At 71.0% G+C, this 25153-nt stretch carries 24 protein-coding genes; 12 read left to right on the top strand and 12 right to left on the bottom strand.

All coding sequences use genetic code 11. From position 1 onward, the window contains the following. Positions 1-409 precede the first annotated feature (409 nt). The 4 genes from ACFPZ3_RS02920 to ACFPZ3_RS02905 form a co-directional block, all read right to left on the bottom strand. Positions 410-724, bottom strand: coding sequence for a hypothetical protein (locus ACFPZ3_RS02920; protein ID WP_379512352.1), 315 nt, complete (start codon positions 722-724; stop codon positions 410-412). 78 nt (positions 725-802) lie between these two features. Continuing rightward, positions 803-1780: an aldo/keto reductase gene (locus tag ACFPZ3_RS02915; protein WP_379512351.1), complete on the bottom strand. Its 978-nt coding sequence runs from the start codon at positions 1778-1780 to the stop codon at positions 803-805. 77 nt (positions 1781-1857) lie between these two features. Continuing rightward, positions 1858-3306, bottom strand: coding sequence for an aminotransferase-like domain-containing protein (locus tag ACFPZ3_RS02910; protein ID WP_379512350.1), 1449 nt, complete (start codon positions 3304-3306; stop codon positions 1858-1860). 99 nt (positions 3307-3405) lie between these two features. After that, positions 3406-5322, bottom strand: a complete 1917-nt coding sequence (locus tag ACFPZ3_RS02905) for a hypothetical protein (protein WP_379512349.1) — start codon at positions 5320-5322, stop codon at positions 3406-3408. Positions 5323-5440: 118 nt separating this feature from the next. Between ACFPZ3_RS02905 and ACFPZ3_RS02900 the strand changes: the two genes are divergently transcribed. After that, a complete protein-coding gene (locus tag ACFPZ3_RS02900) occupies positions 5441-5917 on the top strand; it encodes a GNAT family N-acetyltransferase (RefSeq protein ID WP_379512348.1) in 477 nt (158 codons plus the stop codon). A gap of 52 nt (positions 5918-5969) precedes the next feature. On the opposite strand, the gene ACFPZ3_RS02895 is transcribed toward ACFPZ3_RS02900, so the two are convergent. Continuing rightward, a complete protein-coding gene (locus tag ACFPZ3_RS02895; protein WP_379512347.1) occupies positions 5970-6260 on the bottom strand; it encodes a hypothetical protein in 291 nt (96 codons plus the stop codon). 202 nt (positions 6261-6462) lie between these two features. On the opposite strand from ACFPZ3_RS02895, the gene ACFPZ3_RS02890 reads away from it, so the two are divergent. The 5 genes from ACFPZ3_RS02890 to nirD are packed head-to-tail and all read left to right on the top strand — an operon-like array spanning position 6463 to position 13966. After that, positions 6463-7773, top strand: coding sequence for an MFS transporter (locus tag ACFPZ3_RS02890; protein ID WP_379512346.1), 1311 nt, complete (start codon positions 6463-6465; stop codon positions 7771-7773). Then, on the top strand, positions 7760-9805 hold the full coding sequence (locus ACFPZ3_RS02885; RefSeq protein ID WP_379512345.1) for a molybdopterin oxidoreductase family protein: 2046 nt from the start codon (positions 7760-7762) through the stop codon (positions 9803-9805). Before ACFPZ3_RS02890 ends, ACFPZ3_RS02885 begins: the two co-directional genes overlap by 14 nt. Beyond that, positions 9802-11196, top strand: coding sequence for an FAD-dependent oxidoreductase (locus ACFPZ3_RS02880; RefSeq protein WP_379512344.1), 1395 nt, complete (start codon positions 9802-9804; stop codon positions 11194-11196). Before ACFPZ3_RS02885 ends, ACFPZ3_RS02880 begins: the two co-directional genes overlap by 4 nt. After that, a complete protein-coding gene (gene nirB, locus ACFPZ3_RS02875) occupies positions 11193-13619 on the top strand; it encodes a nitrite reductase large subunit NirB (protein WP_379512343.1) in 2427 nt (808 codons plus the stop codon). Before ACFPZ3_RS02880 ends, nirB begins: the two co-directional genes overlap by 4 nt. After that, the gene (gene nirD / locus ACFPZ3_RS02870) at positions 13616-13966 is read left to right on the top strand and encodes a nitrite reductase small subunit NirD (RefSeq protein WP_379512342.1); all 351 of its coding nucleotides are present in this window, start codon (positions 13616-13618) and stop codon (positions 13964-13966) included. The genes nirB and nirD overlap by 4 nt, the downstream gene beginning before the upstream one ends. On the opposite strand, the gene ACFPZ3_RS02865 is transcribed toward nirD, so the two are convergent. Next, entirely contained in the window at positions 13963-15039 is a 1077-nt protein-coding gene (locus tag ACFPZ3_RS02865) for a sensor histidine kinase (RefSeq protein WP_379512341.1), read from the bottom strand. The genes nirD and ACFPZ3_RS02865 overlap by 4 nt on opposite strands. A 474-nt stretch (positions 15040-15513) precedes the next feature. Between ACFPZ3_RS02865 and ACFPZ3_RS02860 the strand changes: the two genes are divergently transcribed. After that, a complete protein-coding gene (locus ACFPZ3_RS02860; protein WP_379512340.1) occupies positions 15514-16050 on the top strand; it encodes a YybH family protein in 537 nt (178 codons plus the stop codon). Between the two features lie 108 nt (positions 16051-16158). On the opposite strand, the gene ACFPZ3_RS02855 is transcribed toward ACFPZ3_RS02860, so the two are convergent. Further along, positions 16159-16413 (bottom strand): hypothetical protein, encoded by a 255-nt coding sequence (locus tag ACFPZ3_RS02855; protein ID WP_379512339.1) that lies wholly within the window; start codon positions 16411-16413, stop codon positions 16159-16161. A gap of 141 nt (positions 16414-16554) precedes the next feature. Between ACFPZ3_RS02855 and ACFPZ3_RS02850 the strand changes: the two genes are divergently transcribed. From ACFPZ3_RS02850 to ACFPZ3_RS02835, 4 genes are all read left to right on the top strand, one after another. After that, complete coding sequence (locus ACFPZ3_RS02850; protein WP_379512338.1) at positions 16555-17247, top strand: hypothetical protein; 693 nt, start codon at positions 16555-16557, stop codon at positions 17245-17247. 90 nt (positions 17248-17337) lie between these two features. Then, on the top strand, positions 17338-17676 hold the full coding sequence (locus tag ACFPZ3_RS02845) for an NADH-quinone oxidoreductase subunit A (protein WP_379512337.1): 339 nt from the start codon (positions 17338-17340) through the stop codon (positions 17674-17676). 52 nt (positions 17677-17728) lie between these two features. Next, on the top strand, positions 17729-17884 hold the full coding sequence (locus tag ACFPZ3_RS02840) for a hypothetical protein (RefSeq protein ID WP_379512336.1): 156 nt from the start codon (positions 17729-17731) through the stop codon (positions 17882-17884). Then, the gene (locus ACFPZ3_RS02835; protein ID WP_379512335.1) at positions 17881-18369 is read left to right on the top strand and encodes a hypothetical protein; all 489 of its coding nucleotides are present in this window, start codon (positions 17881-17883) and stop codon (positions 18367-18369) included. The genes ACFPZ3_RS02840 and ACFPZ3_RS02835 overlap by 4 nt, the downstream gene beginning before the upstream one ends. A gap of 9 nt (positions 18370-18378) precedes the next feature. Here ACFPZ3_RS02835 and ACFPZ3_RS02830 read toward each other — a convergent pair whose 3' ends face one another. The 4 genes from ACFPZ3_RS02830 to ACFPZ3_RS02815 form a co-directional block, all read right to left on the bottom strand. Beyond that, the gene (locus ACFPZ3_RS02830) at positions 18379-19161 is read right to left on the bottom strand and encodes a hypothetical protein (RefSeq protein WP_379512334.1); all 783 of its coding nucleotides are present in this window, start codon (positions 19159-19161) and stop codon (positions 18379-18381) included. Between the two features lie 6 nt (positions 19162-19167). After that, the gene (locus ACFPZ3_RS02825; protein WP_379512333.1) at positions 19168-20073 is read right to left on the bottom strand and encodes a DNA-processing protein DprA; all 906 of its coding nucleotides are present in this window, start codon (positions 20071-20073) and stop codon (positions 19168-19170) included. An 84-nt stretch (positions 20074-20157) separates the two neighbouring features. Beyond that, positions 20158-20817: a FadR/GntR family transcriptional regulator gene (locus tag ACFPZ3_RS02820; RefSeq protein WP_379512332.1), complete on the bottom strand. Its 660-nt coding sequence runs from the start codon at positions 20815-20817 to the stop codon at positions 20158-20160. Between the two features lie 106 nt (positions 20818-20923). Further along, a complete protein-coding gene (locus ACFPZ3_RS02815; protein ID WP_379512331.1) occupies positions 20924-22234 on the bottom strand; it encodes an ADP-ribosylglycohydrolase family protein in 1311 nt (436 codons plus the stop codon). Positions 22235-22307: 73 nt separating this feature from the next. Between ACFPZ3_RS02815 and ACFPZ3_RS02810 the strand changes: the two genes are divergently transcribed. Beyond that, entirely contained in the window at positions 22308-24251 is a 1944-nt protein-coding gene (locus ACFPZ3_RS02810; protein ID WP_379512330.1) for a Xaa-Pro dipeptidyl-peptidase, read from the top strand. Positions 24252-24279: 28 nt separating this feature from the next. On the opposite strand, the gene ACFPZ3_RS02805 is transcribed toward ACFPZ3_RS02810, so the two are convergent. After that, a partial coding sequence (locus ACFPZ3_RS02805; protein WP_379512329.1) for a hypothetical protein occupies positions 24280-25153 on the bottom strand: 874 nt, incomplete at its 5' end.

Here is a 25153-nt window from a genome sequence, read left to right as displayed (position 1 = left end):
AGCGCCCCGTGGAACCCCGTGCCCGACCCCTCGCGGGAATCGGTCTGGCCTCATCATGAGCGAGCGGCGTGGGCCTGTAAAGCTCCCCCGATCCGACGCGTGATCGACTCCGGCGAGGGCGGGCGGATGGCGGCACGCGTCAACGATGCCCGAGGTCGGCCTCTCCGGGAAGGTTGGATGACGGTGCGCGCCCGAAGCCGGCCGCCTCTAGGGGAAGGATGGCGACGGAATCCGGTAGGGGCCCTTGCCGAGGCCGGGCAGGAGGACGATGGTGGAGTTACGCACCCGCCGAGGTGATCTTGGCGGGCGGCCCCGGCCCGGACGGCGAGATGGGTGGCGGTGGCCCCCTGGGGTCACCAGACCTGCCGCCGTTTGACGGTGCCTCTGCTGCTCCGGGCCGGACCAGAGATCAGCCCCTCGTCTCCACCCAGATGCTGACCGTCGTGTGCGGCGTGATGCCCGTGTAGGAGACCGTGCCGGCGGGCTGCCACGGGCCCTCGATCGGGATGAGACCGACCTCGGGCAGGAAGTGCCGCTGCAGGACGCGGATCCGGTGCTCGCCGGTGCCTGACGTGCACAGGCTCCAGGCCCCGCGGGTCTGGGTGTCGAGCCCGTACGTGCAGCCGGTCGGCGCCGCGAAGGCGCTGGGGGAAGCGGCGACGAACAGGGCGGAGGTCAGGATCGCGGTGGCGGCGCCGGCCGCCCATCTTCTTCTCGCGTGCATGAAAGCTCCTCAGGGGAAGGGTGGAGCGGGCGAGAATGCTTAGGAAAGTTTCCTAAAAGATGGGCGCGGCGTCAATGGCTACCAGCGTTCGTGGACCTGCGGGCGGATGAGGTCGTCGTAGACCCCGCGCACCGCGTCCAGGGTCGCGGCGTCCAGGGACGGCAGGGCGGCGGCGCTGGAGTTGGCCGTGGCCTGGGCGGCGTTGCGGGCCCCCGGGATCACCACCGAGACGCCCTCCTGGTCGAGGATCCAGCGCAACGCGAACTGGGCCATGGTCACCCCCTGCGGCACCAGCGGGGCCAGGCGGCGGACCGCCTCCAGACCGGTGGCGAAGTCCACGCCCGAGAACGTCTCCCCGACGTCGAACGCCTCCCCGCCCCGGTTGTAGGTGCGGTGGTCGTCGGCCGCGAACGTCGTGTGCTCGTCGTACTTGCCCGACAGCAGGCCGCTGGCCAGCGGGACGCGCGCGATGACGCCCACCCCGGCGGCGCGGGCGGCCGGCAGGACCCGCTCCAGCGGCTTGAGCCGGAAGGCGTTCAGGATGATCTGCACCGTCGCCACGCCGGGCCGGGCGATCGCGGTCAGGGCCTCCTCGCAGGTCTCGACGCTGACGCCGTACGCGGCGATCTTCTTCTCCGACACCAGCGTGTCCAGGGCGTCGAACACGGCGTCCGCCGAGTAGACGGGCGTCGGCGGGCAGTGGAGCTGGACCAGGTCGATGGTGTCCACGTCGAGGTTGCGGCGGGAACGTTCGTTCCAGGCGCGGAAGTTGGACATCACGTAGGTCGCGGGGACCTGCTCCAGACGCCGGCCCATCTTGGTGGCCACGGTCAGCTCGGGGCGGTCCTTGGCGAAGCGGCCGACGATCTGCTCGCTGCGCCCGTCGCCGTACACGTCGGCGGTGTCGATGAAGGTGACGCCCCCGTCCACCGCCGCCTGGAGCGTGGTGGCGGCCTCGTCCTCCGTCACCTGGCCCCAGTCGGCGCCGAGCTGCCAGGCGCCGAGGCCGACCACGCCGACCTGGCGCCCGGTACGTCCCAACACGCGCTGTTCCATGGGGTGCGAACCTTTCTCGAAGTAAGTGCCTGAGCAGCACCATTCTCCATGAGGCCCGGCACCTGCGATGGCCGGGGTTACGCGGCTGTGCGGCGGGACAGGTGGTGGTCGGCGAGTGCGCGCGTGATCGCCTGCAGCGCCCGGTGCAGGGAGACGGCGTCCAGATGGCCGTAGTTGAAGACGATCCCGTTCCCGGCGACGCCGCCCAGGTGGTGGTAGGCGGCCAGTTCGGCCACCAGCACCCGCCGCGCCCGCAGCAGCCTGACCACCGACTCGGCCGGGACGGCGGCCGGGAGCAGGAGGGTGGCCGCCGCGCCGGTGTGCGCGCCGAGCAGTCGCACGCCCGGGTACGCCCCCAGGGCCTGGCGAACGAGCGACCGCTTGGCCGCGTACAGGATCGACAGCCGCTCCGCCCGCCGCCTCACGACACCCGACGTGAGCAGGTCCGTCACCGCGAGCTGGCAGGTGAGCGACGGCCGCGCCCACACGCGCTCCTTGATCTCGCCGGCCAGCCGCCGCGGCACCAGCGCGAACGACAGCCGCAGCGTCGGCGTCAGCAGGTCGCGGAACGCGCCCACCATGGCCGTGGCCCACGGATCGCCGATGGCCAGCACGCTGGGGCGCGTGCCGATCTCGGTGGTGAACAGGCCGTCGAAGGCCGGCTCCAGCACCAGGCCGCCGCTGTCGCGCGCCCACGCGGCCAGGGCGCGACGGCGCTCGATCGGCATCCGCGTGCCGAGCGGGCTGCCCCGGTCCGGCCGGACCACCGCGACGTCGCAGCCGGCCGGGATCAGGTCAGGCCGCGCGCCCACGCCGTCGGCAGGCAGGGGCAGTACGGTGCCGAGCCGGCCGAGCGCCGTCCTGAGCTGCGGCGGCGCGGGGTCCTCCAGCGCGATGACCGGGTCGGGGCCGCCCTGCGCGCGCATGATCAGCTCCAGCGCGTCCCCCTGGCCGGCCGTGACGATCACCTCATGGCCGTCAAGCGCGAGGCCGCGCGTGTCACGCAGGTACGCGGCGATCGCGGCCCGGAGCGCGGGCAACCCGGCCGTGGGCGGGTCGGTGAAGGGCATGGCGCGCCGGTCGGCCCGTCCCCAGGCCTCCTGCCACGCGGCCAGCGGGAAGCCCTCCGTGCTGGGCCGCACCGACCGCAGGTCGATGAGCATCTCGGCGGAGACCGCCCGGCCCGCCGGGTCCGAGGCGTCGGTGCCGGAAGGAGATGAGGCGTGCGTACGGGAAGGCGACCGGTCCGCCAGGCCCGACGCGTGCGGGCCGGCGGCCGGCCGGACCGGCGGCCCTGAGACGTAGGTGCCGGAGCCGCGATGGCCGGCGATGTGTCCCTCGGCCAGCAGCCTCTCGTACGCCGCCAGCGCCACACCGCGCGAGATCCCCAGCACCCCGGCCAGGGTACGGGTGGACGGCATCCGGGTGTGGGCGGCGAGCTGCCCCCGCATGATGGCTCCGCGGAGCTGGGCGGCGAGCTGGTCCTGCAGCGGCTCGGGCAGATCGCGTTCTAGCCGGATCGGCACAGTAAGCCTTTGCGGATGACGCATGAAATGTCCCCCAGTGGACGGTTCGAAAGTGGCCCCCTCCACAAGGCGTGACATCCCGTTCCACCCCCGTGCCATCTATCGGGGCCGGTAGGAGCACCGCACCCCGGTCTGCACGCACCCCCGCAACTCCTCCCCGATCGCCGCGTCCACGGCCTCGATGCGGCCCAGCGCCCGCCTGATCGCCTTGCCGACGGCGATCCTGGCCCGCTCCTCGCTCCCCGTGAACGGCCGCGCCCGGCCGCCGATGCCGGTCGCGGCGGACAGCTCGTTCAGCAGCCACTCGCGCTCCAGCCGCAGCGCCGCCGCCCGCTCGATGTCGTGCATGGCCTCCAGCTCGTCGATCTCGGCCTGCAACTGGGCCAGCCGCTGCCGGTAGGCGCCCCTGGCCACGTCGTCGAGCATCGGCTGGGCCGATTCGCCGTCGCCGTCGCGCCGCCACGTGCCCGCCGCCAGGTCGGCGGCCAGGATCTCGCGCCCTGGGTTGGCGACGAGCGTGGCCAGATGCCCCATGCCGACGCTGTGATCGACCAGCGCGGTCCGGTCGCCCAGCTCGACCTGCCAGTGCCGCCCGTGCCGGCGGATCCGGCAGCCGCCGTCCGCCCCACTCGCCCGCCCGGCCGGCGCGGGCAGCACCATGCCCAGCTCCTTGGCCTCACGGACGGCGGCGGCCTGCTCCGCCCGCGCGGCCTCGTCCTGGGAGCCGTCGCGCAGCGCCATCGCCTGGCCGAGCCGGAACCGGGACAGCGTGGCGGCCGGCCAGTGGCCCAGCGCCAGGCTGTCGTGCACGGCGGCGCGCAGGTGCTGCACGGCCAGGTCCAGCTCCCCGGTGGTGAGCGCCGCCATGCCCAGCGAATGGTGTACCGAGCCCCAGCAGGCCACGCCGAGGCTGGCCATCACGGGCAGGCCGGCGTGGGGGAGCAGCAGGGCGTACGCGCGGGCGGCCGTGTCGGTGTCCTGGAGCAGGTGGGCGGTCTCCGCGACGCAGAACATCGTGAGCAGCCAGGTGCTGGAGCGGGGCAGGGCGGCCAGGTCGCGTAAGCGGGCCAGGTGCCCGGCCGCCAGCCGCCGGTCGCCCCCGAGGACGGCGGCCAGCGCCAGGGCCGCCACGTAGGAGTTGTCGATGGGGCTGAGTGTGGGGGAGCTGACCAGGTCGGCCAGGAAGGGCAGCAGTTCGGTGCCGCGGCCCTGGTACCAGCGGATGGCGCCGAGCTGGCCGCCGTACCAGCCGGTCGCGTCCGCGTCGCCGGCCGCCACGCCGCGCTCGAAGCACGCGCCGGCCAGCTGCTCCGCCTCCTCGAATCGGCCCGCCCTGATGGCCAGCATGACCTCGATGGCGTCGACCACGAAGCCGGCCGCCAGGTGGCGGTGGCTCTTCAGCAGGATCCGCAGCTCCTCCAGGCAGCGCTCCGCGTGCGGGTCGGCGGCCAGGTAGAGGTCCACCGTGCGCCACAACACCCCCATCACCAGGTCGCCGCCGCGCTCGGTGACGGCCGCCTGGCCGATCAGCTCGCCGGCCAGCTCCCGCCTGAGCTTCCCGTGCTCGGGACCCAGCAGGCAGTGGTGCGCCAGGCTCAGCGCCTCCGCCAGCGCGACCGGGTCGCCCGAGCCCCTGGCCAGCGCCAGCACCCGCAGGATCCCCTCGTGCGCGCCCTCCCGGTAGTCCTCCTCGCCCCGCATCCGCGCCCGCAGCCGCAGCGCGAGGGAGGAGGAGGGGTCGAGCAGCGACAGCGCGTGCTGCTGACGGGCGCGCACCGTCTCCGACTCGGCGGCCGTCCGGTGCTCGAACACCCAGACCCCGCCCATCCCCAGCGCCGCCCGCGCCAGCGCCTGCGGCTCGCAGCACGTCTCCGCCTGCCGGTAGGCCGCGTCGAACCAGCTCCGGGCCGTTCTCAGGTCGCCGTGCTCGAACAGCGCGCGCTCCCCCTGCGCGAGTGCCGTCTCCAGGTCAGAGCATGAGGGCACCTGTACGTCCACCCGTTGGGCCACGCTCACGATTCCGCTCCCCTGTCGGTTATCCGCACTGAGCGTTCAAACGGTTCCCCGAATACCGTTCTAGGAGGACGACGTATGGCGCACGGGGCATGGTTCACCGACCCTTACCCTGAATCCCATGATTCGTCCTGCCACCCCCGCTGACGTGCCCGCGATCGTCAGCATGATCCGCGAGCTCGCCACGTACGAGAAGGCCGCCCACGAGGTGCGCGTGACCGAGGAAGGGCTGCGTGACACGCTCTTCCGCGACAAGCCCGCCGCCTACGTGCACATCGCCGAGCAGGACGGCGAGGTGGCCGGCTTCACGCTGTGGTTCCTCACCTTCTCCACCTGGCGCGGCGTGCACGGCATCTACATGGAGGACCTGTACGTACGCCCCCAGCACCGCGGCGGCGGCCACGGCATCGCCCTGATGCGAGAGTTGGCGGAGATCTGCGCGGAACGCGGATACCAGCGCCTGGAATGGGCCGTCCTCACCTGGAACGAGCCCGCCATCGGCTTCTACGACAAGCTCGGCGCGGTCAACCAGGACGACTGGTACCGCTACCGGCTGACCGACGAGCCCCTTCAGCGCCTGGCCGAGCGGAGGGACTGAGCCGGACGTCACGCAGGTCACGCACGGTGACGTGACCTGCGTGACACATTCGTCAAACGCCGGCGTGCGACCGGGTCCGTGTGGTCTCGGCCTGGTCGAATGTGCCGAACTCCGGCTCTTCGAGGTCCCGGTGGGTCTCCTCCAGGCGCAACGCGACCCCCAGCGCGATGAACGTGGGCGCCCACTGCCCTATGAAGATCCCCCAGCGGTCGGCCCTGTCCAGCCCGGCTTGCTCGACATTCTTCGACAACAGCCAGGTCCCGAAGGACAGAGCGATCGACGCCGCCCCCGCGGTGTACATATGACCGGACCGGATGCCCATCTGGTGCAGCTTTTTGATCATGTTTCCCCCCTCGCTGTGAGTGCTGTTACCCGAGAGACCACCAGGTAACCGATCATTACGCGCATGTTTCCGAGGTGACGCTTGTGCGTGGCTTGTTACCGAGGTGAATCACACGTAACGCATGCACACTCACGCACTGTCAGAGTGCGTAACGAGCGCTTCCTACCTTGGTGACCCTGGACGCCGAGCGTAGGAGAGGTCGATGGCGCGCTGGATCGCCGAGTGGCACCCCGATGACCCAGCCTTCTGGGAGAGTTCAGGCAAGCGCGTCGCACGACGCAACCTGATCTTCTCCATCGTTGCCGAGCACCTCGGCTTCACCGTGTGGACGTTGTGGAGCATCGTGGCGACCAAGATGGGGTCGTACGAGTTCACCACCGACCAGCTCTTCTGGCTGGTCGCGCTGCCGAACCTCATCGGCTCGGTGCTGCGGGTGCCCTACACCTTCGGCCCCGCCAGGTTCGGCGGGCGCAACTTCACCGTGGTGAGCGCGGCGTTGCTGCTCATCCCCGCCGTGCTGCTGGGCGTGGCGGTGAACAACCCCGGCACGCCCTACTGGCTCTTCCTGGTGATCGCCGCCCTGGCCGGCTTCGGCGGCGGGAACTTCGCCTCCAGCATGGCCAACATCACCTACTTCTACCCGCGCAAGAAGCAGGGCCTCGCGCTCGGGCTGAACGCCGCGGGCGGCAACATCGGAGTCAGCTCCGTGCAGCTCGTCATGCCGCTGGTGATCGGCTCGCTCGGGCTGGCCGCCGCCGGGTGGTTCTGGATCCCGTTCGTCGTCGTGGCCGGCGCCTGCGCCTTCTTCTTCATGGACAACCTGACCAGCGCCAAGGCCGACCCGCGCGAGCAGCTCTCGGTGGCGGGCAAGGCCCAGACCTGGATCATGTCCTTCCTGTACATCGGCACGTTCGGCTCGTTCATCGGCTACTCCACGGCCTTCCCGCTGCTGAGCCAGAGCCTGTTCCCCGAAGCGCCGTTCGCCGCGGTCGCCTTCGCAGGGCCGCTGGTCGGATCGCTGATCAGGCCGGTGGGCGGCTGGCTGGCCGACAGGCTCGGCGGCGCCCCCGTCACGTTGTGGAACTTCGCCGCCATGGGCGCCGGGATCCTGCTGGTCTGGCTGGCGAGCACGTCGGGCAACTTCTGGCTGTTCTTCCTGGCCTTCCAGCTCCTCTTCCTCACCTCCGGCGTCGGCAACGGCTCCACCTACCGGATGATCCCGGCTATCTTCCAGGCCAAGGCCGTGGCCGAACGCGGCGAGGGCGAAGAGGCCCTGCTGTACGGCAAGCGCCAGGCGGCGGCCGCCATCGGCATCATCTCGGCGGTCGGAGCGCTCGGCGGGTTCCTCATCAACCGGGCGTTCGGCATGTCGTTCGCCGCGGCCGGCACCCCCGCCCCCGCCTTCCTCACCTTCGGCCTCTTCTACGTGTCCTGCTTCGCCCTGACCTGGTGGTGCTACACCCGCAAGGTCGGCGTCAAGGCCGTGGCGAGCCTCGCCCATGCCCGGGTCTGATGTGGCGACGAAGGCGCCCACCAAGACGCACTGCCCGTACTGCGCCCTGCAGTGCGGCATGGAGATCGGTCCCGGGCTGGAGATCAGCCCGCGGACCGACATCCCGGCCAACGCCTCGGGGGCGCTGTGCCAGAAGGGATGGACGGCGGGCGAGCTGCTCACCAACGGCGAGCGCCTGACCGCCCCCCTCCTGCACGGCGAGCCCGTGGAATGGGACGTCGCACTGGATTACGTGGCGTACCGGTTGTCCGCCATCCGCGCCGAGCACGGCCCCGACGCCGTGGCCGTGTTCGGCGGGGGCGGGCTGACGAACGAGAAGGCGTACTCGCTGGGCAAGTTCGCCAGGGTCGCCCTCGCGACCAGCCAGATCGACTACAACGGCCGTTTCTGCATGTCCTCGGCCGCCGCCGCCTCCACCAAGGCGTTCGGCATGGACCGGGGCATGCCGTTCCCGATCACCGACCTGGGCGACGCCGACGTCGTCCTGCTGGCCGGCGGGAACGTGGCCGAGACCATGCCCCCGTTCGTGCGCCACCTGACCGGCCCGCGCATGATCGTCATCGACCCCCGCCGCACCCAGACCGCCAAGCTGGCCTGGCTGCACCTGCAGCCCACCCCGGGCACCGACCTGGCGCTGGCCCTCGGCATGCTGCACCTGGCCATCGCCGACGAACTCGTCGACGAGGCGTACGTGGCCGCCAGGACGACCGGGTTCGAGGAGGTACGCATTTCGCTGGCCTCCTGGTGGCCGGAGCGCGTCGAGCGGATCACCGGCGTGCCCGTGCACCAGATGCGGCAGGCGGTCAGGGCGATGGCCGCGGTGGACAAGGCGTACATCCTGACCGGGCGCGGCGCCGAGCAGCACGCCAAGGGCACCGACACGGTCAGCGCGTTCATCAACCTGGCCCTCGCCCTGGGCCTGCCCGGCACCTACGGCTCCGGATACGGGTGCGTGACCGGGCAGGGCAACGGGCAGGGCGGGCGCGAGCACGGGCAGAAGGCCGACCAGCTCCCCGGCTACCGCAAGATCGACGACCCGGCCGCTCGCGCGCACATGGCGAAGGTCTGGGGGATCCCCGCCGAGGACATCCCCGGTCCTGGGCGGTCGGCGTACGAGCTGCTCGACGCCCTCGGCACCCCCGGCGGTCCGCGCGCGCTGCTGCTCTTCGGCTCCAACCCCGTCATCTCCGCCCCCGCCTCCGAGCACGTGGCCGAGCGCATCGGCGCCCTCGACCTGCTCGTCACCTGCGACTTCGTCATGTCCGAGACCGCCGCCCTGGCCGACGTGGTCTTCCCCGTCACCCAATGGGCCGAGGAGAGCGGCACCATGACGAACCTCGAAGGCCGCGTCCTGCTCCGCAACCGCGCCGTCGCGCCGCCAGAGGGCGTCAGGAGCGACCTGGACGTCCTGGCCGGACTCGCGGAACGGCTCGGCGAGCACCGCTTCGAGACCGAGCCGGTCAAGGTCTTCGACGAGCTGCGCCGCGCCAGCCAGGGCGGCCTGGCCGACTACTCCGGCATCACCTACGAACGCATCACCGAAGAGACCGGCGTGTTCTGGCCCTGCCCTTCCCCTGGGCACCCGGGAACGCCCCGCCCCTTCCTCGACTCCTTCGCCACCCCGGACGGCCGGGCCGTCTTCGTGCCCGTCCAGCACCGGCCCCCCGCCGAGGAGACCGACGCGGACTACCCCGTCCACCTGAGCACCGGCCGCGTGCTCGCCCACTACCAGAGCGGCGCCCAGACCCGCAGGATCGCCCAGCTCGTCCAGGCCGCCCCGGAGCCGTTCGTCGAACTCCACCCCGACCTGGCGGAACAGCTCGGCATCACGGCCGGCGACATCGTGCGGGTCAGCAGCAGGCGCGGCGAGAGCAAGGCCGTGGCCAGGATCAGCGACGCCATCAGGCGCGACACCGTGTTCATGCCCTTCCACTGGGAGGGCGCCAACCGGCTCACCAACCCGGCCCTGGATCCGACGTCGAAGATGCCGGAGTTCAAGGTCTGCGCGGTGAGGGTGGAGAGGGACTCATGAGGCTCGTCGTCGTGGGCAACGGGATGGCCGGATCACGACTGGTCAGCGAAGTACGCACCCGTGACCCGCACATGAAGATCACCGTGTTCGGCGCGGAGACGTGCCGGCCCTACAACCGGATCCTGCTGTCCAACGTGCTGGCCGGCAGCTCCAGGCCGGAACAGGTGCGGCTCGTCGACCCCGCATGGTACGAGGCGCACCACGTGCGGGCCGCCTTCGGCAGCGCCGTCGCCCACATCGACAGGGAGACCAGGCACGTCGTCACCGCGGACGGGCGGCGCGAGCCGTACGACCTGCTGGTCCTGGCCACCGGCAGCGACGCCGTCGTCCCGCCGATCCCCGGCGTGGAGCGGGCCATCCCGTTCCGCACGCTCGACGACTGCGAACGCATCAGCGGCGCCGCCGAGCGCGCCCGCAGGGCCGTGGTCGTCGGCGGCGGCCTGCTCGGCATCGAGGCCGCCCGCGGCCTGGCCGGGCGCGGCCTGCCCGTCACGCTCCTGCACCTGGCCGGCCACCTCATGGAACGCCAGCTCGACGTCGAGGCCGGCGAGGTGCTCGGCGAGACGCTGGCCGGGCTCGGCGTGGAGATCCGCACCGGCGTCAGCGCCTCCGGCATCGAGGACGACGGCGTGCGGCTCGCCGACGGCGAGCTCGTCGAGGCCGACCTCGTGGTGCTCGCCTGCGGCGTGCGCCCCGTCACGGGACTGGCCGCCGAGGCGGGGCTGGAGGTGCGCAGGGGCGTCGTCGTGGACGACGAACTGCGCACCGACGACCCCTCGATCTTCGCGATCGGCGAGTGCGCCGAGCACGACGGCACCGTCTACGGCCTGGTCGCCCCCGCCTGGGAGCAGGCCGCCGTCGCCGCCGACATCCTCACCGGCGGCAAGGCCCTCTACCGCGGCTCCCGCCTCGTCACCCGCCTCAAGGCCAAGAGCGTCGAACTGGCCGCCATGGGAGAGACGCAGCTCGGCGAGGAGCACGCCGAGGTGGTGCGCTTCAGCCACCGGGCCCGCGGCACCTACCGCAAGCTCGTCATCCGCGACGGCCGCCTGGTCGGCGCGATCCTGCTGGGCGAGAGCGACGCCGTCGGCACGCTCACCCAGCTCTTCGACCGCGGCGGGCCGCTGCCGGGCGACCGGGCCGGGCTGCTGTTCCCCGGGCTGTCGTCGGCGCCCGTGGCCGACAGCCCGACGCTGATGCCGGACGCGGCCAAGGTCTGCCAGTGCAACAACGTCACCAAGGGCCAGATCAGGGCCTGCTGGGAGGCCGGGGCGCGCGACGTGAACGCCGTCGCGACCGCGACCAGGGCCACGACCGGATGCGGAACCTGCCGCGACGCCGTCGAGGGCATCGTCGGCTGGCTGTGCGAGCAAGAGGGAGTCGCCGTATGAGCAAGATCGTTGTCGTGGGGTATGGCCCGACGGCTCACCGGCTGGTCGAGGCCCTGACGAGCAAGGGTTTCGACGGCACCGTGACCGTGATCGGTGAGGAGCCGCGTCCGGCCTATGACCGGGTGGCGCTGACCTCCTACCTGTCGGGCACCACCGTCGAGGACCTCACCTACGAGGTGCCCGCCGGGGTCGTGACCAGGCTGAACAGCCGGGTCACCGGCATCGACAGGGACGCCCGCCAGGTCACGCTGGCCGGCGGCGACATCGAGCCCTACGACGTGCTCGTGCTGGCCACCGGCTCCGCGCCGTTCGTGCCGCCGGTGCCGGGCGCCGAGCACGCGTTCGTCTACCGCACCATCGAGGACCTGGACGCGATCAGGGTGGCCGCCAAGGACGCCGTGGAGGGCGTCGTGGTCGGCGGCGGGCTGCTCGGCCTGGAGGCCGCCGACGCGCTGCGGGCGCTCGGGCTGAAGGCGCACATCATCGAGATGAGCCCGTGGCTGATGCCGCGCCAGGTGGACGAGGGCGGCGGCTCGGTGCTGAAGTCGCACATCGAGGGGCTCGGGCTGAGCGTGCACGCCGGCGCGGGCGTGCAGGAGATCGTGTCCGTCGACGGCCAGGTGACCGGGCTGCTCAAGCCCGACGGGACGCTGGTGGACGCGCAGGTCGTGGTGTTCTCCGCGGGCATCAGGCCGCGTGACGAGCTGGCCAGGTCGTCGGGCCTGGAGGTCGGCGGCCGGGGTGGCATCGTGGTGGATCCGGGGATGCGGACCTCCGACCCCGCGATCTACGCGGTGGGCGAGTGTGCCCTGGCCGGCGGTATGGTTTATGGCCTCGTTGGGCCGTGCAACACGATGGCCGAGGTGGCGGCGGACCGGATCATGGGCGGCTCGGCGACGTTCGAGGGCGCCGACATGTCCACGAAGCTCAAGCTGCTGGGTGTCGAGGTGGCGCAGTTCGGGGCCATGGAGGGGGCGCTCGACGTCACGTACATGGACCCGGTGGGCGGCGTCTACAAGAGGTTGTTCATCAGCGACGACGCGCGGACGTTGCTCGGCGGCATCTGCGTGGGCGACGCCTCGCCGTACACGTCGTTGCGGCCGTTCGTGGGCAAGGAGCTGCCGGCCTCGCCGTCGGACCTGCTGTTCAGCGGCGCGGGCGCGAGCCTCGACCTGCCGGACGAGGCCCAGGTGTGCTCGTGCAACAACGTGTGCGCGGGCGACATCCGCACCGCCGTCGCCGACAAGGGCGTCACCGACGTGCCCGGGATCAAGGCGTGCACGCGGGCCGGCACGACCTGCGGGAGCTGCGTGCCGATGCTCAAGCAGTTGCTGGAGAAGTCGGGCGTCGAGGTCAGCAAGGCTCTGTGCGAGCACTTCACGTACTCGCGGGCCGAGCTGTTCGACATCGTACGGGTGCGCGGCATCGCGACGTTCTCCGAGCTGATCACCCAGCACGGGCAGGGCAGGGGCTGCGACATCTGCAAGCCGGCCGTGGCCTCGATCCTGGCCTCGCTGCACAACGGGCACGTGCTGGAGGGCGAGCGGGCCACGCTGCAGGACACCAACGACGCCTTCCTGGCCAACATCCAGAAGAACGGCACGTACTCGGTCGTCCCGCGCATCCCCGGCGGCGAGATCACGCCGGACAAGCTGATCGTCATCGGCGAGGTGGCCCGTGACTTCGGTCTCTACACCAAGATCACCGGAGGGCAGCGCATCGACCTGTTCGGGGCCCGGGTCGAGCAGCTCCCCGAGATCTGGCAGCGGCTGGTGGAGGCCGGGTTCGAGTCGGGTCACGCGTACGGCAAGGCGCTGCGCACGGTCAAGTCGTGCGTGGGCTCGACGTGGTGCCGCTACGGCGTGCAGGACTCGGTGGGCATGGCCATCGCCCTGGAGCTGCGCTATCGGGGCCTGCGCTCGCCGCACAAGCTCAAGTCGGCCGTGTCCGGCTGCGCCCGCGAGTGCGCCGAGGCCCGGTCGAAGGACTTCGGCATCATCGCCACCGAGCAGGGCTGGAACCTGTACGTCGGCGGCAACGGCGGCTTCAAGCCCCGCCACGCCGACCTGCTGGCCAAGGACCTGAGCACCGACGAGCTGATCAGGACCATCGACAGGTTCCTGATGTTCTACATCCGCACCGCCGATCGGCTGCAACGCACCGCAACCTGGATCGAGTCCCTGGACGGCGGGCTCGACTATCTCCGTGAGGTGATCATGAACGACTCTCTCGGCATCTGCGCCGACCTGGACGCGCAGATGGACAACCACATCGCCACGTACGCCGACGAGTGGCAGGCCACGCTGGACGACCCGGACAAGCTGCGCAGGTTCGTCAGCTTCGTCAACGCCCCCGGGGTGCCCGACCCGTCGATCGTGTTCGACAACGAGCGCGGCCAGATCAGGCCGGTGATGGCCCGATGAACTGGACCGCGATCTGCTCCTACGAAACTCTGCTGCCGGAACGCGGGGTCTGCGCCCTGGTGGACGGGGTGCAGGTGGCGATCTTCCGTACCTATGACGGCGAGCTGCACGCGCTGGCCAACCTCGACCCGTTCAGCGGGGCCTACGTGCTCTCGCGCGGCATCGTCGGCACCAGGAAGGGCGAGCCGACGGTCGCCTCGCCGCTGCACAAGCAGGTGTTCTCGCTGGTGGACGGGCGCTGCCTGGACGAGGAGGGCGTGTTCGTGCGGGTCTACCCCGTGCGGGTGGGAGACAGCGGGCACGTCGAGGTCAGCCTCGTCGACGAGCGGGTGGAGGCAGGCGTCTAGCCGGCGGGCAGTGCCGCCCTGATCCGCCACGTGCCGTCCGTCTCCTCGCGCTCGAACGTGCCGCCCGCCAGGCGGGCGCGCATGCGCATCCCCACCAGGCCGCGGCCCTCCCCGGCCGCGGCCCGGCCGGTGGCGGCGTTCTCCACGGTCAGGACCAGGTCGTCCCCGACGGTCAGGTCCAGCCTGACCGGGCCGTGGCCGTGCTTGAGCGCGTTGGTGACGGCCTCCCTGGCGATCGCGTACGCGGCCCGCGACGTCGCCTCCGGCACCCGGTCCACGGGGTCGGAGCGGCACTCCACGTCCAGGCCGTGCAGGAGCGTGCCGAGGGCGGCCAGGGTGGGGGCGTGCGGCATGCCGGCCGCGTTCTCGGCAGCGTTCTCGTCAAGGACCCTGAGCAGCACGTCCAGCTCCTGCTGTGCGTCCCTGGCGGTGCTCACCAGGTGGCCGAGCGAGCGTTCGGCCACCGGGACGGTCGCGGGCCGCTCCAGGGCCGCCTGGGCGGCCATGGCCTGCACCAGCACGACGCTGAGCGCGTGCCCCACCGAGTCGTGCAACTCCAGGGCCAGGCGCTGGCGGCGGCCGAGCTCCTCGATCACCAGCGACGGGTCCGAGCGCAACAACCCGCGCGCCGCCCACCGCTGCGCGTACCCCGCGCCGACCATCACCGCCAGCGCGATCGCGACCAGCGCGAACACCTCCACGATCGCGCCCGGCCCGGCCCGCCACCTGCCCAGCCCGAACACCCCGGCCACCCCGGGCACGAGCGCCAGCACGCCCGCGCTCAGCGTGGCCCCCACGAACAGGTGCAGCGCCGTCAGCACCCGCAGGTAGAGGCCGTCGGCACGCTCGGGCACGGCCACGCCCAGCAGCTCCGCCAGCGCGATGGCCTCCAGGCGCGACACGAGCGGCACGCACGCCACGAGCGCCGAGGCCGGCAGGCACACCGCCCACAGCAGCAGGATGCGCGGCAGGGACAACTCCGTCAGCAGCACCACCGCGGGCACCGCCGCCACCGGGGTCAGCAGCGCCGCGCCGAGGAGCTGGTACAGCACCGCCTTCCAGGGAACGCTCACACCTTCAGAAGTTAGCCGAACGGCCGCGCGGGCACCTCCCTCACGCGAGGGAGATGTTCACTCAGCGTGATCACGCAGTACGGCTGCGGCTGTCCTTGCGTATCGGCTGCGCGGCGGGCAGGCGGCAGGCTAGGCTCTGGTCTCCACGGCGCCGGCGTCCACCGGGGGGTAGACATGCTGGCTGCGGTGGGCCGCTGGAAGCACGCACCGCCGTTCTGACACAACGCTGTCACAGCGTTCGGCGTCGTCGCGCTGGGGGAGGGGTTCGGGGTTCGCCTGGGTTCGCGGCACTAGATGGACGCTATCGGCGCTCCCGCGCCCGCTGGTATCGGTGCGGCAACGATCACAACTCTGACCGGTCTCTCCAACTTCCGTGAACCGTTACCGTGAGTAATACCTGGACCAGGTAAAGGGGCCGTGCGGACTGCCTAAACCGCGCATTCGCCGTCGATCATCGGGGGCATCAAAGCGGCCATGAGCAAGATTTCTCAGCGCAGGGCACTCCTGCTGGCGGCCATCGTCCCCGCCCTCCTCATCGCGGGCTGCTCCGCGAACAATCAGGCGATGAAGGGGGCGGCGAGCCCTGGCGGGCCCACGGACATGGACTCCATGTCGCCCGAGCAGAGCGACACCTCCACCGGCGAGGCCTCGCCGACCGGGGCCGGCGGCCAGGCGGAGTCGGCGGTCCAGGCCTTCTTCAACGCGCTCAAGTCGGGGAACGTGGACCAGGTCGCCGAGTCCTTCTCCAACGAAGCGGTGGCCGCCGTGAACGGGCAGCCCACGGCGGAGGGCAGCGACGCCATCAAGGGCCTGTTCCAGAAGCAGCTCGCGGGCGCGAACGGCTGGAAGCAGGCCACGCACACCATCGAGGAGTCGCGTACGGCGGGCAGCGACGACGCCATCGTGCGGTCGACGAGCAAGATGGGCAACGACAACTTCCGTGAGCTGTTCCTGCTCACGCGGGACGGCGGGGAGTGGAAGATCTCGCAGTTCATGAACAACAAGGCGTGAGAGGTACTCGGGCGGTCTAGGGCGGGTGCGCGGGAGCCTTCTCGCGCGCCCGATCCGTCGCCGGCGTCATCCGGTGACCTGGTGCGTGACCGGCGGTATATCGCGTGGTCAGAGCTCCATATTCTGGGCGGTGTCGCCGGGGATGCGGGGCGTGATGCGGCGCTGGTCGACCAGTGCCAGATAGACCGCGAAAGCGCCCCTCGTCCACATGTCGGCCTGCTGCGCGGTCAGCCTGATCTCCTCGCCCTCGTGCGAGACGATCATGTACTCGCCCAGCGGCATTCGTCGCCACGCCACCAATATGTTCTCGTAAACGAGCACGTCGAGCATCGCGGTCAGATATTCACGTCCGGCGGCGGACACGGCGCAAGCCTCCTTGCTCCTCGCCGAATTCTCGCCTTTGACTCCATTGTGCGCGTCTTATCGGGAAATGTCGCATTTCCTTTTGGGGGTGCCGGAGAACCTCGGGGCCGCTCCCGGTGTATCTACACCGGAGGTGGTCTCATGAGGAAGATCCTGCTCGCGCTGGCGGCCGTGCTGGTCGCCTGCTGGCTGCCGGTCCCGGCCGCGGCGGCCGGGAACTGGGCGGTGACGTACGTCGATCCCGCGCCGGCCCGGTTCGCCGGTGGGCAGTCGTACGCGCTGGGCTTCTGGGTGTTGCAACACGGCACCCATCCGTTCGAGGGCAAGATGTCGCCCGTCGGGCTGCGGTTCACGCGGGCGGACGGCAAGAGCGTGGAGTTCGGGGGGACGGCGCTGCCCGAGGCGGGGCACTACGCGACGTCCGTGGTGCTGGAGGAGGGTGTGTGGAGGGTGGAGGGTGTGCAGGGGCCGTTCCAGCCGTACCAGGTGGGGACGCTGACCGTGCCCGGCTCGTTGCGGATCGATCCCGTGCCGGCCGATCTGGCGGGGGCCCTCACCGGGGCGAACGAGGACTACTGGGACGCCGTACGGCCGCCACTGCCCGCTCCGGCGTCGGCGACCGTTCAGGAGGTCGCCACGGCGGCCCCTCGGGTTGAGCCCCAGCCTCGGGATGAGGAGAGCGGCGTGCCCGCCTGGACGCTGCTGCTCGCCGTCGCCGGTGGCGCGGTGCTGGCGGTGGGGGCGCTGCGCCTGCCGCGTCTGAGGCGGCGCAGGACGGAGGAGCCCGATCCGCCGGTGGACGCCTCGGCGGAGACCATCGTGATCTCCGGATGACAGACCGCCGGGGTGTGCCCGCGACGCCGTTCTTCCCGAGCGGCACGCGTCGCGGGCGCATCCCGGCTCTCACCTGATGGGGGAGGCTTTGTGGGGGCGGTGCTGGGGCTGGTGGCGCTGCTCGGCGTGGGGATCGCCGGGGTGTACGCCGTCTCCGCCTTCCTCGCGCCTCGCGGGGTGGTCCAGGTCAGGCCGTTCCTGTCGGGGGCGCGGGCTCGTGAGCACGCGATGTCGCGCTTCCACGTGCGCTGGTACGCGGTGACGTTGATCTTCCTCGCCTTCGACATGGAAATGATCTTCATGTATCCGTGGGCCGTCGTCGTGGCCGACCTGGGGCCCATGGCGGTCGTCGAGATGTTCCTCTTCCTGGGGTTGCTGCTGGTGGGGGTGCTCTACGCCTGGCGGGAGGGGGCGTTCAGGTGGGCTTGAGCGGGTGGTTGTCGCGCCAGGCCGCCCTCCGGCCCCGGGTGCTCGTCGTGGGGTGTCCGTACGGGACGCGGGTGCGGCTGCTCGTCGAGGCCGAGGTCGATCGGCGGCGCTGGCCAGACGGCCCCAGACCGGCCAGGTGCACCTCTACTTCGCCCAGGCCGCCGTGGCGCTGATCGTGCTGGCCGTCGCCTTCGCCGTCCTGGGATGAACGCGCTCTCCACAGTGATCTTCCTGCCCCTGGTCGCCGCCGCGGCGCTGGCCCTGCCCAGGCTCGGCGCGCGGGCGGCCATCCGGATCTGGATCGCCGCCACCGCCGCCGACCTGGCCCTGGTCGTCGCGATGTGGATCGGGTACGGCGGCGGCCTGGCGTACCAGACCAGACTGCGCTGGATCCCCTCGGTCGGCGCCGGTTACCACGTCGGCGTGGACGGCCTGTCGCTGCCGCTGATCGCGATGACCTCGCTGCTGTTCCTGCTCTGCGCCGTCTACTCCCTGCGTGAGACCCACCGGCCCCGGGCGTACGCGGCGTTGTTCCTGTTCCTGCAGACGGTCTGCCTCGGCCTGTTCGCGGCGCTCGACCTGCTGCTCTGGCACGGCACAGCCGAACGCCGCACAGGCACAGTCGCCCTGCTCGCCGCCACCGCCTCCCTGGCACTGGGGATGGCCGTGCTGCTGGGTTATCTACAACCGTGACACTTGCGGTCAGTGGTGGCGGCCAGTGACGGGACAGATGTCCACGGAGTACTCGCGATCGGTGAGTATCTGCTGAAGCGACTGCTCAACAAGCGATCGCTGGAAGTCGGTACGGATACGGCGGGCGATGACCACGATGCTCACCTCCGCCACCCCCGCAAGCAGAAGTGCGGAGGCCACGGACTGCGCGTGGCCGCCCTGAACCCAGGTGTCCTCCAGTACGACGATGTGCTTGCCCGCCACAGCTGCTGGATCGGGCAGAGTGAAGTGCTCAGGCCGCGCCTCACGCCGCTGCATCTCAGGGATGTCAGGCGTGGCTTCGAGCCTTACCTCGTTCCAATGCTCCGGCAGAACGGCCGCCAGAGTGCAGAGGGGATGGGTGCCGGGACGTCCTCGAAGCGAGGGGACCGTCGCCACACCTGTGGCGGGCCTGGACGCGACGACATCGAGACATGATGCGTGGGCACGCGCGAATCCCAGAAGGAGAAGGAGTAACCGCTGGTAGGAGGGATTGCGGAGCCGCTGAGCTTTGGGCATGGGATCTTTGTAGCGATACATGTCCCGGTCTGCCTGGGTGCCCACAATGGCATAGGTCAAGGGGATGACCCGGCGGGCGACGGGCGCATCTCCTCGTCGGGCATCCCTGTCGCACCGGTAGCACCGCGTGTATCGCGGCGCGACGGGTCCCGTGCAGATCTCACAGGTGACGTTCGGTATTCGGAGGGGGTTCGTCATGATCGCGCCAAGCCGCTCGCGAATCATCTCCCGTAGCACCGGTGATGTCTCCGCCAAAGGGAGTCAGCCTATCTGTGAAAGCAAATCTTCGAGCTGCTTGGGGCGGTCGAGCAGGTCATCGACGATGGTCATCGCCTCGAGAACGTCCTGAGCCACGTGAACGTCCGGCTTACCAGCCGTAACCCGTCCCCACTCGGTGCGATCGATGACGGAACGCATCAGGATCACGGGACGGCCGTGTTCCACAGCTTTGCGCGCCTGGATACGGGTCCCGCTGCGCTCGCCGGCCTCAACGATGATCGTCGCCAAACTGTAGCCCGACATCGTGCCGTTGCGCAGCGGGAACGTCGTTTTGTCCGGGGCTTTGTCCGGCCAGAACTGGGAGAACACCGCCCCGTGTTCGGCGACCTCTCGATGAAGATCGCGATTTTCCGGGGGGAAATGTTTACGGATTCCGGTGCCGATGACGGCCACCGTCCGGCCGCCCGCTCGAAGCGCGGCCTGATGCGCCGCGGTGTCGACACCGGCGGCCAAGCCTGAGACGACGGTAAGGCCGCGCTCGACGAGCCGCGTGGCCAATTCGGCCGTGATCACCCGGCCTTCGGATGAGACCCCTCGAGAACCGACCACCGCAACGCCGTCGTCGTCATCAAGGACCGCCCCACGGGCGAACAACAACGGGGGGCGATCGAACACGTCGCGCAACCTGTGCGGATAGTGATCGTCTCCCAACGTGATGACCTGGACGCCGTCCTGCTCCCAGGAAGCGATCTCCTCTTTGGCCTTCGCTATCGCTTCTTCCATGGGATCGGAGAACAGATCGACGGGGGCCAGGCGCCGGCGCAGCAACGCTACCGCCGAGGCCTCATCAGTGAGCTGTTGAACGAGCTCGCGCTCGCCTCTTTCCGTGGGCGTACACCGAAGTAGCGCCACCATCGCGGCGCGTTCCGTGTCATCCCACCGGCCCACATCACCAGGGTAGTGTCTCGGCCGATCCCGCGTCATCCCCGACATCGAACACGTGTGCCTGTTTTCTTGTCCGGCCGTCCTTGGTCAGAGGTCGCGTTCCTGCTGGTCGAGGATGGAGACGGAGACGGCGATCGCCTGGGTGGCGTCGCCGGTCTCGATGGCCTGGAGGAGGTCGTGGTGGGTCTTGTCGGGCACCAGGGCCGCCTGCTCCTGGTCCCTGACGCTGTCGCGTAGCGCGTCGCTCATGCTGCGGTAGAGGTCGCCGAGGAGGGGGTTGTGGGCCGCGTCCGCCACGCGCAGGTGGAAGTCCACGTCGGCGTCGGCGAAGCCGTCGAGGTCGCCGGTCTGGCCGGCGCCGTCCCTGCGGGACAGGGCCTCGTGCATCGCGGTCAGGTCCTCGGCCGTGCGGCGGCCCGCCGCGAGCCGGGCCGCCACGAGGTCGAGGCCGCGGCGGACGTCGATGATGTCCATGGCGGCCGCCGTGTCGAGCCGGCGCTGGAGCGCGACCTTGGACTCGTCGGTCGCGGTCACGTAGGTGCCGTCGCCCTGCCGGGTGTGCAGCAGCCCCGCGTGGGCCAGGACGCGCACGGCCTCGCGCACGGACAACCTGCTCATGCCCAGGCTCTCCGCGAGCCGGCTCTCCGACGGGATCTTGGTGCCGACCGGCCACACCCCTTCGGCGATCTCACGGCGGAGCTCGGCGATGGCGGCGTCCACGAGCGAGGTCCGAGCGACGTTACGCATGCACCTTCTCCTCATCGGCTGAAGACATCCACCCTAGACGCGTTCGCGCACGCACGGTTTCGTGGCGGGGCGGGGTGTCACCCCCGAAGGATCGCAGGGAAAGGGGTCAGGTCAGGGCGGTGGCGAGGCGTTCGATCGTGTCGCGGCCCTCCAGCGGGCGCAGCCAGGCCGTGGGCAGGGCGGTGGCGCCGTGGAGGGCGCCCAGGAGGTTGCCGCAGACCGAGCCGGTCGAGTCGCTGTCGCCCGAGTGGTTGACCGACAGCAGCAGGGCTCTGTCCACGGAGGGCTCGACCAGGGCGCAGTAGACGCCGATGGCCAGGGCCTCCTCGGCCACCCAGGCGCCGCCCAGCGATTCGACGGCCTCGGGGGAGTGCGCGCCGGTCGAGGCCAGGGACAGGGCGGCGCGCAGGGCCGTACTCGTCTCGTCGTGGCCGGGGTAGGTGGACAACAGCTCCAGGGCAGCATGGACGGCGGGGGCGAGCGCTTCGCCTGTCATCAGGTTCGCGACGATCGCGGCGAAGGCGCCGGCGGCCAGGTAGCCGGTGGGGTGGCCGTGGGTGATCTGGGCGCAGGCCGCCGCCAGCTCGAACGCCTCTTTGGGGACGAGCGCGATCAGGCCGAACGGGGCCGAGCGCATGACCGTGCCGCAGCCCTTCGACTCCGGGTTCACCGGGCCAGGCTCGCCCCATGCGGACCTCCCCGGGAACGGGCGGCCCAGGCCCGACAGGCAGGCGTTGCCCGGGGCGCGGGTGGAGTACAGCCAGCTCTCGTTCCTGAGCCACCCTGTCCGGTGGGGGCGGTCCGCGGGAGGGGGCGTGCGGTGTCGCTGGGTGTCGAGCCACCTCAGGTACGCCTGCCGCACCGCCCCGACCGCGGCCTCTCGATCGCCACCCGCCATCGCGCCCCGAGGGCCGCCGCCCCTCGCCATCGCGCTCCGAGGGCCGCCCCCCGCCATCGGGCCCCGAGGGCCGCCCCTCGCCGTATCTCCGGGGCCGCTTTCAGTCGCGTCAGGTGCGCCGCCGATCGACGCGGCCCGTGGGCCGCGGTCCGCTGCCTCTCCGGCGCGGCCCTCTTCGGCGCGGCCCTCCCCGGCGGCGCGGTGTGCCGCGGGCGTCGTCTCGTCGAGAGGGTGTCGCGGGGTGGTGGGTGGGCGCGTCGGTCCCGGGGAGGTGCTGGGAGGCGGGTTAACGTGGGCGGTGCGGGCTTCCAGGAGGCCCTCGACGGTGAAGAGGGTCATCTGGGTGTCGTCGGTGATCAGGCCGGTTCTGCCGCGCCAGGTCGTGACATATCCGGTGATGCCCTCTGCCCCGTGCTCCCTGCGGATCTCCCGCAACGACTGAAACTCGATCGGCGCCCCGAGCGCGTCGCCGATCGCGCCGCCCAGGAGGCAACCTCGGACCCGATCCAGAACATCCATGCCTGGGATCTTGCCACCTCCCGGGACGGGTGAGAGATTGCGCATATTTGGTCAATTGTCCCGGAGGTCACGCGTGTCCCAATTACGCCCAGCCCTCTTCGCAGTCGCCCTCACCCTCGCGATCGCGACCCCGGCTCAGGCCGCTGCCGGCCCGGCCACGGGCCCACCCACAGCCGGCATAAGCGTCGAGAACAGTCGTACGCAGCCGGTCTTCTCCTACGCGGACGCCATCCGCGAGCACGTGTACGTCGAGTCGACGGTCGACAGCGACCTGGACGGCAACCTCGACAAGGTCAGGGTGGACATCATCCGGCCCAAGGAGTCGGGCCCGGCGCTCAAGGTGCCGGTCATCATCGACGAGAGCCCGTACTACGACAACTCAGGCCGCGGCAACGAGGGCGAGCGGAAGGTGTACGACGCCGCCGGAAATGTCGCGAAATTTCCGCTCTTCTACGACAACTACTTCGTCCCCCGCGGCTACGCCGTCCTCAACGTCGACATGCTCGGCACCACCAGGTCGGAAGGCTGCCCTGACGTCGGCGGCAAGGCCGACGTGCTGGGCGGCAAGGCCGTCGTCGACTGGCTGAACGGCCGCGCCAAGGCCGTCAAGGCCGACGGCACCCCGGCCGTGGCCGACTGGACGACCGGCAAGTCCGCCATGATCGGCAAGTCGTACGACGGCACCCTGGCCAACGCCGTAGCCGCCACGGGCGTCGAGGGCCTCAAGACCATCGTGCCCATCTCGGCGATCAGCTCCTGGTACAAGTACCAGCGCTCGAACGGCGTCGTCTACAACTATGACTACGCCTCCTGGCTGGCCAACTACGTGGACACCGATCCCGAGGCCAAGTGTCAGCCGGTACGCGACAAGATGGACGCCGAGGACGGCGACGACACCGGTAACTACAACCCGTTCTGGGCCGAGCGCGACTACCTCAAGGGCCTGCTCGGCGACGCCTCCAAGGTCAAGGCCAGCGTCTTCGTCATCCACACCGTCAACGACCTCAACGTCCGGCCCGACAACTTCTCCACCTGGTGGAAGGCCCTGGCCGACAGGAACGTGCCGCGCAAGATCTGGGTCGGACAGACCCAGCACGTGGACCCGTTCGACTTCCAGGGCCGCAGGGACCTGTGGGTGGACACGCTGCACCGCTGGTTCGACTACTGGCTGCTCGGCGTGCGCAACGGGATCATGAGTGAGCCCCGCGCCGACGTCGAGGTCGGCCCGGCGCAGTGGACCACCCAGCGCGACTGGCCGGCCCCGTTCGCGCTCAAGGCGTCGCTGCGCCCCGCGGCCGACGGCTCGCTCGGCCTGCGGCCCGCCGCCAGGAACAGCACCGCCACCTTCACCGACGTCGCCATGAGTGAGAACGCCATGGTGGCCGACGTGGGCACGGCGAACCCGGGCCGGGTGGCGTTCACCACCGGCGCGCTCCCGCTGAACCTGCGCCTGTCCGGCACCCCCACCGCCGACCTGCGGGTCAAGCTGGACAAGCCCACCTCCAACCTGACCGCGCTGCTGGTGGACTTCGGCGCGGACACCCGCGTCGACTGGCGCACCGGCCAGGGCATCACCACGCTCACCGAGGAGGACTGCCACGGGGAGAGCACCGCGGCCGACGACGCCTGCTACCGCAAGGTGGTCACCAACGTCGCCACCCGGCCGCTGGAGATCGTCGCCCGCGGCTGGATCGACGTGCAGAACCGCGACTCGCTCAGCCAGTCCAAGCCGCTGCCCGCGGGCACGTACGGCACGGTCAAGTGGCTGACGCTGCCGCAGGACTACACCTTCAAGAAGGGCCACAGGATCGGCCTGGTGGTGGCCGGCACCGACTCGACGTACACCGGTGAGGACGGCACCGGCGCGACCGTCACCATCGATCTGGCCAGGAGCAGCGTGAGCGTGCCGTTCGTGCTGGGCACGCCGCTGGCCGACGTGCCGAAGGACACGGCCAGGTTCCGCGGTCCCGACCAGCTCGACCTGCCCGAGCCCGACCGCGAGTTCCACTTCTTCTGACCGGTCGCCGGTAGGGGCCGCGGGGTCCCTACCGGCACCCGTTCCAGGCCACGTTCATGGTCAGGCTGCCCTGGGCGGTGGTGGTGCCACCGGTACGCCGGCCGTCGCCGGTGGTCCGGCCCGTCCACCGTACGGTGATCTTCCCTCGCTCGGCTTCCTTGCGGAGGCAGTAGGCGTCGCCGACCCGGAAGCGGGTCCCGGACACGTCGATGCCGTCCGTGCCGGTGGCCGAGGTGATCTCGCACCGGCCGGTGCACGACAGGGAGAACGACCCGGTACGCTCCTCCGAGCCCAGCCACGCCGACGACGGCGACAGCCTGGCCACCGGCGGAGCGGGCTTGGGCAGGGCGGCCTTCCTGCGCACCGAGTTCAGCCCGGAGCCGTCCGCGCGCTCGGCAGCGGTAGCGGCAGGGGCCGCGGGCACCTGGTCGGCGGGTTCCTCCTCCAGCAGCACCTCCGTCTGCGCGGCGGTCTTGGTGACCGCGACCGGGTGGTCGCGGGCGTTCATGACGGCCCAGATCAGGCCGGCCGCCAGCAGGCCCACGCCGAGGAGCAGCGCGAGCCTGGCCACGGCCCTGATCGGCGTGCCGGGCTCGGGATCGTCGTCGTCGGGCAGCTCCCGCCAGTACTCCTGCCACGAAGCGCCGACGTCCCCGCCGGGTGGCTGCTCGATGTTGGACAGGGTGAGGCCGCCGTACCGGATGACCGCGCCGTTGTTGTGGACGCCGTTGCTCTCCCCCTTGACGACGGCGCTGTAGACGAGCTTGTCGCCGTTCGCGCCGCCGCGGAAGGCCCGCGTGCGGCTCGGCGGCGTGAACGGGTGCCGCCCGCGCACGGCGGGCGCCGCGAGCGGCTCCTCGCCGGTGGCCGCCGGCTCGCCGGTGGGCGCTGCGAGCGGCGGC

The organism is Nonomuraea insulae (assembly GCF_042656245.1).
Note: the sequence above shows the minus strand (reverse complement) of the source record. Positions and strands in the feature narration are given on the sequence as shown.